Annotated in this window: 7 protein-coding genes and 1 pseudogene; 1 reads left to right on the forward strand and 7 read right to left on the reverse strand. The window is 65.4% G+C overall.

What is annotated here, in order from left to right:
- Nucleotides 1-2 precede the first annotated feature (2 nt).
- The 6 genes from Q7C30_RS08860 to edd form a co-directional block, all read right to left on the reverse strand.
- Nucleotides 3-1,289: an ABC transporter substrate-binding protein gene (locus Q7C30_RS08860; protein WP_317871291.1), complete on the reverse strand. Its 1,287-nt coding sequence runs from the start codon at nucleotides 1,287-1,289 to the stop codon at nucleotides 3-5.
- A gap of 104 nt (nucleotides 1,290-1,393) precedes the next feature.
- Nucleotides 1,394-2,650: an AGE family epimerase/isomerase gene (locus Q7C30_RS08865; protein WP_317871292.1), complete on the reverse strand. Its 1,257-nt coding sequence runs from the start codon at nucleotides 2,648-2,650 to the stop codon at nucleotides 1,394-1,396.
- Nucleotides 2,651-2,786: 136 nt separating this feature from the next.
- Nucleotides 2,787-4,253 carry an ATP-binding protein gene (locus Q7C30_RS08870; RefSeq protein WP_039575696.1) on the reverse strand — a complete coding sequence of 489 codons (1,467 nt, stop codon included), beginning with the start codon at nucleotides 4,251-4,253 and terminating at the stop codon, nucleotides 2,787-2,789.
- The gene (locus Q7C30_RS08875) at nucleotides 4,234-4,959 is read right to left on the reverse strand and encodes a response regulator transcription factor (RefSeq protein WP_029613372.1); all 726 of its coding nucleotides are present in this window, start codon (nucleotides 4,957-4,959) and stop codon (nucleotides 4,234-4,236) included. The genes Q7C30_RS08870 and Q7C30_RS08875 overlap by 20 nt, the downstream gene beginning before the upstream one ends.
- 132 nt (nucleotides 4,960-5,091) lie before the next feature.
- Nucleotides 5,092-6,048 carry a glucokinase gene (locus Q7C30_RS08880; protein WP_317871293.1) on the reverse strand — a complete coding sequence of 319 codons (957 nt, stop codon included), beginning with the start codon at nucleotides 6,046-6,048 and terminating at the stop codon, nucleotides 5,092-5,094.
- Complete coding sequence (gene edd / locus Q7C30_RS08885; protein ID WP_039575691.1) at nucleotides 6,045-7,871, reverse strand: phosphogluconate dehydratase; 1,827 nt, start codon at nucleotides 7,869-7,871, stop codon at nucleotides 6,045-6,047. Before edd ends, Q7C30_RS08880 begins: the two co-directional genes overlap by 4 nt.
- Nucleotides 7,872-8,137: 266 nt before the next feature.
- On the opposite strand from edd, the gene gap reads away from it, so the two are divergent.
- Nucleotides 8,138-9,139, forward strand: a complete 1,002-nt coding sequence (gene gap, locus Q7C30_RS08890) for a type I glyceraldehyde-3-phosphate dehydrogenase (RefSeq protein ID WP_029613373.1) — start codon at nucleotides 8,138-8,140, stop codon at nucleotides 9,137-9,139.
- A 6-nt stretch (nucleotides 9,140-9,145) separates the two neighbouring features.
- Here the strand turns inward: gap and Q7C30_RS08895 are convergent.
- A pseudogene (locus tag Q7C30_RS08895) lies at nucleotides 9,146-9,267 on the reverse strand (DUF3396 domain-containing protein); the annotation flags it as partial.

Here is a 9,267-nt window from a genome sequence, read left to right on the forward strand (position 1 = left end):
AGCTATTGGGCAGACTTGATCGCTGCCGCCAGCTTCTTCGCCGCGTCGGCCGGCTCGGCTTTCGGGTCGTTCATGTAGTTGGTGATGACATCGAAGAAGGCGCCCTGCACGGCGAGCGTGGTCGCCATGTTGTGCGCCATGCTCGGCTGCAGTCCACCGGACTTGGCATCGGCCAGGAAGTCCTTGGCAGCGGTCTGCGCGCAACTGTCGAAGCCGAACGTGTCCATGTGCTCGAGCATGTCGTTACGCACGGGGATCGAGCCCTTGTTGATGCTGAAGGTCTTCTGGAAGTCCTCGCCCAGCACCTTGCGCGCGATGTCTTTCTGGCCCTCGGCGGTGCCTTTGTCTTTCTGCTTGAACACCGCCAGCGAGTCGATGTTGTACAGGAAACCCTTGCCGGTACCGGGGAAGGGCACGCACTGGTAGTCCTTGCCCGCGACCTTCTTGGCCAGGGTCCACTCGCTTTTGGCCCAATCACCCATCATCTGCATGCCGGCCTTGCCGTTGATGACCTTGGCCGCTTCCAGGTTCCAGTCCTGGCCCTTGCCGTCCGGGTCCATGTAGCTGGCGACTTTCTTGAGTTCGGTGAGCGCCTTGATCATCTCAGGGCCGGTGAGGGTCTTCTCGTCGAGGTCGACCATCGCCTTCTTGTAGCCATCCGCGCCCATCACGGCGAACACGACGGTCTCGAATACGGTGCTGTCCTGCCACGGCTGGCCACCATGGGCCAGGGGAATGAAGCCTGCGGCCTTGAGCTTGTCGGCGGCGGCGTAGAACTCTTCGAGGGTCTTGGGCGGCTGTTCGATGCCGGCCTTCTTGAACACTTCAGGGTTGATCCACAGCCAGTTGATGCGGTGGATGTTGACCGGAACGGCCACGTAGTCACCGTCGTACTTGACGGTGTCGGCAACCTTCTTGTCGAGCAGGCTGTCCCACTTTTCGTCCTTGGCGACATCCTTGAGCACGTCGGTGTCGAGCAGCCCCGTAGACGCCCATTCCTGGATGTCGGGGCCTTTGATCTGGGCGACGCCGGGTGGATTGCCGGCCACGGCGCGGCTCTTGAGCACGGTCATGGCCGTGGCACCACCGCCACCGGCGACCGCGCCGTCCTTCCAGGTGAAACCGTCCTGCTCGACCTGGGCCTTGAGGACATCGACGGCGGCTTTTTCACCGCCCGACGTCCACCAGTGAACCACCTCCACACTCCCTTTGGAGTCGGCGGCCTGGGCACTGAGCGGCAGAAGCGAGGCGAGGGAAATAGCGGCGGCGAGACAGAGCTTGGAATTCATTGGAGTACCTTTCTTCTTGTTATGCAGGGCAAGACTGGCGCTTGCGTTGCATCGATTCTAGAGAGCGAGGCCGCCCCGTCAGGTAACGAAGCGATGCCTGAATGTCATCGTTTGGTGACATTCGCCTGGGCCAGGGCTGTAGTCAGACTTGGCGCCAGGGCCAGGCGCGGCAGCAGCACGGCCTGATAGGCATGGTACAGGTCCGGTTTTCCGCCCCAGATGCTTGCGCCAGGGCGGTTCTGCGGATCCAGCTCATGGTGCCAGCTACCGTGGACCAGATCGATGAAATGCATCGCGATGAAGTCCCAGAAGCGGCGATACCACTGCTCATAGTCGGTTTGTCCGGTACGGCGCAGCAGCGCGGCGGCGGTGGCGCAGGCTTCGGCGTGCACCCAATGCAGACGCGCGCGCACCACCGGGCGATTGTGCCAGTCGAGGGTGTAGACCAGCCCTGGCGCACCATCGACGTTCCAGGCGTGGCGGCAGGCCCCGGCGAACAGTGACCGGGCAGCCTCGCACAGCCAGGCGGGCACTTGCAGCCCGGCGCGCTGGCGCGATGCCTCCAGGTGCAGCAGCAGGCGTGCCCATTCGAAGGCATGGCCCGGCGTGCTGCCGAAGGGACGGAAGCCGTCGGCGGGATTGTCGTGGTTGTAGTCCGGCAGCGGCTGCCAGTGGGCATCGAAGTGCTCGACCACCACGAAGTCGTGAGCCGCGGCGTGATGCTGGATCAGCCGCTCGGCGATGCGCAGGGCGCGATCCAGCCAGCGGGTCTGGCCGGTGACATCGGCCAGGGCGAGAAACGCTTCGGTGGCGTGCATGTTGCTGTTGGCGCCCCGATACGCCTCGGCCTGCGACCAGTCCTCGGCGAAGGATTCGCACAGTGCGCCCTCGTCCTCGCGCCAGAAGTGCGCCTCGATCACCGCGATGGCATCGTCCAGCAAGGGCCGGGCACCGGCAGCACCGGCCACCACCGCCGAACTGGCGGCCAAGGCGACGAAGGCGTGCAGGTAGGCGGTCTTGCTGCGCTCGCCCTGCTCCCGCGCATCGATGTACCAGCCGTCATGGCGCGCATCGCGCAGCGGGCCATCGAGCAACTCGGCCACGCCGTGGGCGACCAGCGGCAGGCAGCCGGGAATGCCCTGCACGTGGGCCATGGCGAAGCAGTGGATCATGCGGGTGGTGTTCAGGGTGTCGGCCATCGCTGCGTCGGGCAGCGCACCGCGGGCATCGAGGCCGGCGAAGCCACCGGGCAGGCGCGAGGCCTTGGCGAAGCTGACCAGCCGCTGGCCTTCGCCCAGCAGCCAAGCCTGGTGGGCCGGCGAATCGAGCCAGCGGCCGGTGGGAAAATCGAGGCTGTCCATCAGCGGCGTGGTCCTTGCCAGGGACAGGCCGGATGCCTGTCGTCAGCGGATTCTAGCCAGCCCTCTGCGCGAGCATGTCACGAAGGCCCGCGCGAATGTCACCAGGTCGTGACATCCGCGCCTCGCCCCTCTCAGCTCACTCCATCAGCCGCGGCAGGCACAGCGTCACCCGCAGCCCGCCTTCGCGCAGGTTCAGCAGGCTCACCTCGCCGCCGTGGCTGTGGGCGATGTTGCGGGCGATGCCCAGGCCCAGGCCATAGCCCTGCTGCTGCGCCGCCAGGCGAAAGTGCGGTTCGAATACCTGTTCCAGGCGCTGTTCCGGCACGCCGGGGCCCTGGTCGTCGACCTGCAACACGAAAGCCTCTGGGCCGTCGATGATCCGCAAGTGCGCGCGCTCGCCGTACTTGATGGCGTTGTCGATGAGGTTGCCGATGCAGCGGCGCAGCGCCAGTGGCTTGCCCTGATAGGGCGCCAGCACTTTTCCCTCGACGGTGATGCGTCCGTCGCGCAGGTAGGGTTCGGCAAGAATCTCCAGCACCTGGTTGAGGTCGACCGGCTCGATGTTCTCGTGAATGTCGGTGTCCTTGACGCACTGCAGCGCCCCCTTGACCAGCAGCTCCAGCTCGTCGAGGTCACGGCTGAACTTGGCCTGCAACGCCTCGTCCTCGAGCAGCTCGACACGCAGGCGCAGGCGGGTGATCGGCGTACGCAGGTCGTGGGAGATGGCGCTGAACAACTGCGAGCGTTCGGTCAGGTAACGGCTGATGCGCTCGCGCATGGCATTGAACGCCCGCCCCACTTCCACTACTTCGCTGCCGCCCGCCTCGGCCACCGGCGGCACGTCGGCGCCCAGCGACATCTCCCGGGCGGTACGTGCCAGGCGCTTGAGCGGCAGGCTCTGCCAGTGCACCAGCAAGCCGATGAACAGCAGCAGCAAGGCGGTGGTCAGGACGATGAAACCGATCTGCTGACGCGGCAGGCCCTGAGGTTCGAGCCCCGTGTAGGGCTCGGGCAGCAACGAAGCGATGTACAGCCACTCGCCCTCGTCGAGGCGGATCTGGGTCACCAGCACCGGTGGATTCAGCGGTTCCAGGGTCAAGGCGTAGTGCGCCCAGGAGCGCGGCAGCTCATCGAGCTTCAGACCGCTGTTGAAGATGCGCAGGTCATCGGGGCTGACGAATTCGACGGAGATTTCCATGCCCTGGCCCAGGCGCTCATGCAGCACCTCACTCACCACTTCGATCACCGCCTGCTTGCGCGAGGTGACGGGCAGCACCGACATGTCCAGCGGTTTGTCGTTGAGCGAAACGAAGAAACGCGTGCCGCCCATGCTGCGCAGTTGATCGAGCACCATCGGCCGGTAGGCCACCGGCAAGGAGCGAAAATAGCTAACGCTGGCGCTCATGGAATGGGCCAGGCTGCTGGCGCTGGCGCGCAGCCCCTGTACCTGGCTGGCGCGCAGTTGGGCCAGCCAGATCAGGCTCGACAGGCCTTGGGCGATCAGCACCACCAGCAAGGTGAGCAGCAGCATGCGCCCCAGCAACGAGCGCGGCAGCAGGCGCCAGCGGCGCTCGACGCCCTGTTCAGCCGGCACAGCAGACATTCGCCGCGAGCAGGTAGCCACTGCCGCGCACGGTGCGGATCAGCCGAGGCGGTTTGTCGGTGTCGCGCAGCCGTTGGCGCAGGCGGCTCACCGCCATGTCGACGATGCGGTCCAAGGGCATCGGTTCACGGCCACGGGTGGCATTGCCGATGGTGTCGCGGTCGAGGATCTGCTGGGGATGATCGAGAAACAGCTTGAGCAGGGCGAAGTCGGCACCGGAGAGAATCACCTCCTCGCCGTCTCGGTGGAACAGCCGGTGGCTGACCGTGTCCAGGCGCCAGTCGTCGAAGGCCAGCACTGCGCTGGCGGGGCTCGCCGTGGTGAAGTCGCAGCGGCGCAGCAAGGCCTTGATCCGCGCTTGCAGCTCGCGCGGGCTGAACGGCTTGCCCAGGTAGTCGTCGGCGCCGAGCTCCAGGCCGATGATGCGGTCGGCCTCATCGGAACTGGCGGTCAGCATGATGATCGGCACCCGCGACTGGCGTGGATGCTGACGCACCCAACGGCACAGGCTGAAGCCGTCTTCGTCGGGCAGCATCACGTCGAGGATCAGCAGGTCGTAGTTCCCGGCTTCCAGGGCGCGGCGAAAACCCTGTCCGTCGGGTTCGGCCTGAACCTGCAAGCCGCAGCGGCTGAGGTAGGTTTGCAACAGCTCGCGAATATCCTGGTCGTCGTCGACCATGAGGATGGTCTTACCGGCAGTGCTCACAATGGAATCCCTTTGGTGGGGGCAGGTCTTGGTGCCTGCTGGGGGCATTGTATAAGCGCTGAGGCGGGCGCGGGGCAAGTCCGTGCGGTGTTGCGCCGCCAAGGACCGCCCCGCGCGATGGGGTTCACGGCATCAGTGGGCGAGCACCTGCTGCAACGCGACGCCGGCGCCGAGAAGCCCCGAGAACTCGGCTGTCACCAGCCACACCGGTACGCCGGGGAAGTAGCCGCTCATGCAGCCTTTGTCGGCGAAACTGGTGGCGAAGCCGCTGCGCAGGAACAGCTCGACGAAGCGCGGGATCACGCCGCCGACGATGTACACGCCGCCCCGCGCGCCGAGTGTCAGCACATTGTTGCCCGCCACCCGGCCGAGGAAGCGCGAAAACTGCTCGATCACCGCCAGCGCACGCGGCTCGCCGCCCAGTGCCGCCTCGGTGATCTGCGCCGGGGTCTTGTGCTGCGCCACGGCGCCGTCCAGCGCGCAGATCGCCTGGTACAGGCGCACCAGTCCGCCACCGCTGAGCACGGTTTCGGCACTGACGTGACCGATCTGACCCTGGATGTGCTGGTGGATCGCCGCCTCACGGGCGTTGCCCACCGGCAGGTCGACGTGGCCGCCCTCGCCTGGCAACGCCATCCAGTGCTTGTTCAGGTTGAGCAAGGTGCCCACCCCCAGGCCAGTGCCCGGTCCGATGATGAGCGCCGGACGCGCCTGATCGGCCTGACCCGGACACACCTCGACGAACTCGCCCGGCTTGAGCCGGGTCATGCCCAGGGCCATGGCGGAAAAGTCGTTGAGCAGCAGCAGGCGCTGGACCTGCAGGGTGTTGCAGAACGTCGTGCGGTTCAGCCGCCAATGGTTGTTGGTGAAGCGAAAGTCGTCGCCGTCCACCGGCCCGGCCACCGACAGGCAGACATCCGACACGCCGCCACGGGCGATGCCCTGCTCGTGCAGATAGGCCTCGATGGCCTGCTCGGGGCTGGAATAATCCGCCGTGGCCAACACCTGCACCGCGTGCAGGTCGTTGTCGCGCCACAGGGCAAAGCGTGCGTTGGTCCCACCAATGTCGCCGACCAGCAAGGCCTTCATTTGAATCGCTCCAAAGCCGAGGTAAAGGCGCTGGCGCCCTGCTCTGCCGGGCTGAATGCCATGCGCATGAAGCCGAACAGCTCGCGGCCGCAGCCCAGGTCGTTGCCCTGGGGTGCTTCAGGCTGATCGCGCCCGGCCAGTTCTTCGGCCGACACCATCAGTTGCAGCGTACCTTCGACACCGTCGACGCGCACGATATCACCGTCGCGCACCTTTGCCAGCGGGCCGCCATCAAAGGCTTCCGGGCACACGTGGATCGCTGCCGGGATCTTGCCCGAGGCGCCGGACATGCGCCCGTCGGTGACCAGCGCGACCTTGTAGCCACGGTCCTGCAACACCCCGAGGAACGGCGTGAGCTTGTGCAGCTCGGGCATGCCGTTGCAACGCGGGCCCTGGAAGCGCACCACGGCGACGAAATCACGCTCCAGTTCGCCCGCCTTGAAGGCATCGGCCAGCGACTGCTGATCGTGGAAAATGCGCGCGGGGGCTTCGACCACCTGGTGCTCCGGGGCAACGGCGGAGACTTTCATCACGCCACGGCCAAGGTTGCCCTCCATGACCCGCAGCCCGCCCTCGGCCGAGAACGGCCGTGCCACCGGGCGCAGGATGCTTTCATCCAGACTCTGCAACGGACCCTCGCGCCAGACCAGCTTGCCGTCCTCCAGGAACGGCTCCTGGGTGTAGCGACGCAGACCATGTCCGGCCACGGTATTGACGTCCTCGTGCAGCAGCCCGGCATCGAGCAACTCGCGGATCAGCAAGCTCATGCCGCCGGCCGCCTGGAAGTGATTGATATCGGCCTTGCCGTTGGGGTACACGTGCGACAGGGTCGGCACCACCTCGGACAGGTCGGCCATGTCCTGCCAGGTGAGCTGGATACCCGCGGCCTGGGCGATGGCTGGAATGTGCAGGGTGTGGTTGGTCGACCCCCCGGTGGCATGCAGCGCGACGATGGAATTGACCAGCGCCTTCTCGTCGACGATTTCGCCCAAGGGCATGAAGTTGCCGCTGGCCTTGGTCATGCGCGTGACCTGCTGCGCCGCCTCGGCGGTGAGGGCATCGCGCAGCGGCGTGTAGGGGTTCACGAACGAGGCGCCCGGCAGGTGCAGGCCCATCACCTCCATGACCAGTTGGTTGGTGTTGGCGGTGCCGTAGAAGGTGCAGGTGCCGGGACTGTGGTAGGACTTCATCTCCGATTCCAGCAGTTCTTCGCGGCTGGCCTTGCCCTCGGCGTAGCGCTGGCGCACGTCGGCCTTTTCCTTGTTGGAAATGCCCGAGGGCATCGGCCCGCCTGGCACGAAGACGGTCGGCAGGTGACCGAAGCGCAGCGCGCCCATCATCAGCCCAGGCACGATCTTGTCGCAGATGCCAAGCATCAGCGCGGCATCGAACATGTTGTGGGAAAGGGCGATGGCCGTGGACATGGCGATCACTTCGCGGCTGGCGATCGCCAGCTCCATGCCTGGCTCGCCCTGGGTGACGCCGTCGCACATGGCCGGCACGCCACCGGCGAACTGACCGACCGAGCCGATCTCGCGCAGGGCCTGTTTGATCTGTTCAGGGAAATGCTGGTAGGGCTGGTGCGCCGAGAGCATGTCGTTGTAGGCCGAGACGATGGCGACGTTGGCCGCGTTCATCATCTTCAGACTCTGCTTGTCCTGGCTGCCGCAGCCGGCCACGCCGTGGGCGAAGTTGGCGCATTGCAGGCTGGCGCGCATCGGTCCTTCGCTGGCCGCGCCGCGAATGAGCTGAAGGTAGCGTTCACGGGTGGCACGGCTGCGTTCGGTCAGCCGGGCGGTGACCTCGAGGATGCGCGGATGCATGTACTGAACTCCAGGCTAGGGTAAGGGCGATCTGAACCGATTTCGGCGCTGGCGGCCATTGCCACCTAGGCTCAAGGCAGGGGCGAAAGGCTCGCCGGGACGCCCGGCTCGATCACTCGTTGTAGATTTACAAAAATATTGCCACTAAAAATGCTTGTTTTCTATCAGGGAGTGAATAATCTTGTAATTCCTATAACAAAACCGTTTCAGTGAGGCTGTCGCGTCTTTGTGCCACAAGCTTCACCCGAACTGCCAGAGGTAATGCCATGACCCTTCGCATCGCGATCAACGGATTCGGCCGCATCGGACGCAACGTCCTTCGCGCACTCTATACCCAAGGCTACCGTCAGGACCTGCAGGTCGTCGCCATCAACGACCTGGGCGACAGCGCCATGAACGCCCACCTGCTCAAGTACGACAGCGTTCACGGCACCTTCGACGCCAGTGTCGAGGCCGACCACGAAAGCATCACGGTCAACGGCGACCGCATCAGCGTGAGCGCCATCCGCAACCCTGCCGAACTGCCCTGGAAAGCCGAAGCCATCGACGTCGTGTTCGAATGCACGGGGCTGTTCACCGAACGCGAAAAAGCCGCTGCGCACCTGAGCGCCGGCGCCGGCAAGGTCATCATCTCGGCACCGGCCAAGGGCGTGGATGCCACCGTGGTGTATGGCGTCAACCACGACGTGCTGCGCGCCTCGCACCAGATCATCTCCAACGCGTCGTGCACCACCAACTGCCTGGCGCCGATCGCCCAGGTGCTGCAGCGTGAGTTCGGCATCGAACAGGGCTTGATGACCACTATCCACGCCTACACCAACGACCAGGTACTCACCGACGTCTACCACAGCGATCCGTACCGCGCGCGCTCGGCCACCCAATCGATGATTCCGAGCAAGACCGGCGCCGCCGAGGCCGTGGGCCTGGTGCTGCCGGAGCTGGCAGGCAAGCTCACCGGCATGGCCGTGCGGGTGCCGGTGATCAACGTGTCGCTGGTGGACCTGACCGTCAACCTCAAGCGCGAGGTCTCGGCCGACGACGTCAACGCGCTGTTCCTGGAAGCCAGTCGCCATTCGCGGGTGCTGGGTTACAACAACCTGCCGCTGGTGTCGTGCGACTTCAACCACAACCCGCTGTCGTCGATCTTCGACGCCAACCACACTCGCGCCAACGGGCGCATGCTCAAGGTGCTGGCCTGGTACGACAACGAATGGGGCTTCTCCAACCGCATGCTCGACAACTGCCTGGCACTGTTCAACGCGCGCTGAGTCGCGTCACGGGCTGGCGCTCAGGCTGTTCGACGCGTCCAAGGCTGGCTCGCGGTCGAGCAGCTTGCTGCGCCAAGCTGGAATAGCGGCGTCTTCTACATCCAGGCGTTTCAGCCACTGGTCAGCGG

The organism is Pseudomonas sp. RAC1, from assembly GCF_030658255.1.
GTDB lineage: Bacteria > Pseudomonadota > Gammaproteobacteria > Pseudomonadales > Pseudomonadaceae > Aquipseudomonas > Aquipseudomonas boreofloridensis.

Coding starts and splice junctions, on each gene's coding strand:
- Q7C30_RS08870 (WP_039575696.1), bottom strand. CDS start 4,253: ATGTCTGCTGTGCCGGCTGAACAGGGCGTCGAGCGCCGCTGGCGCCTG.
- Q7C30_RS08860 (WP_317871291.1), bottom strand. CDS start 1,289: ATGAATTCCAAGCTCTGTCTCGCCGCCGCTATTTCCCTCGCCTCGCTT.
- edd (WP_039575691.1), bottom strand. CDS start 7,871: ATGCATCCGCGCATCCTCGAGGTCACCGCCCGGCTGACCGAACGCAGC.
- Q7C30_RS08865 (WP_317871292.1), bottom strand. CDS start 2,650: ATGGACAGCCTCGATTTTCCCACCGGCCGCTGGCTCGATTCGCCGGCC.
- Q7C30_RS08880 (WP_317871293.1), bottom strand. CDS start 6,048: ATGAAGGCCTTGCTGGTCGGCGACATTGGTGGGACCAACGCACGCTTT.
- gap (WP_029613373.1), top strand. CDS start 8,138: ATGACCCTTCGCATCGCGATCAACGGATTCGGCCGCATCGGACGCAAC.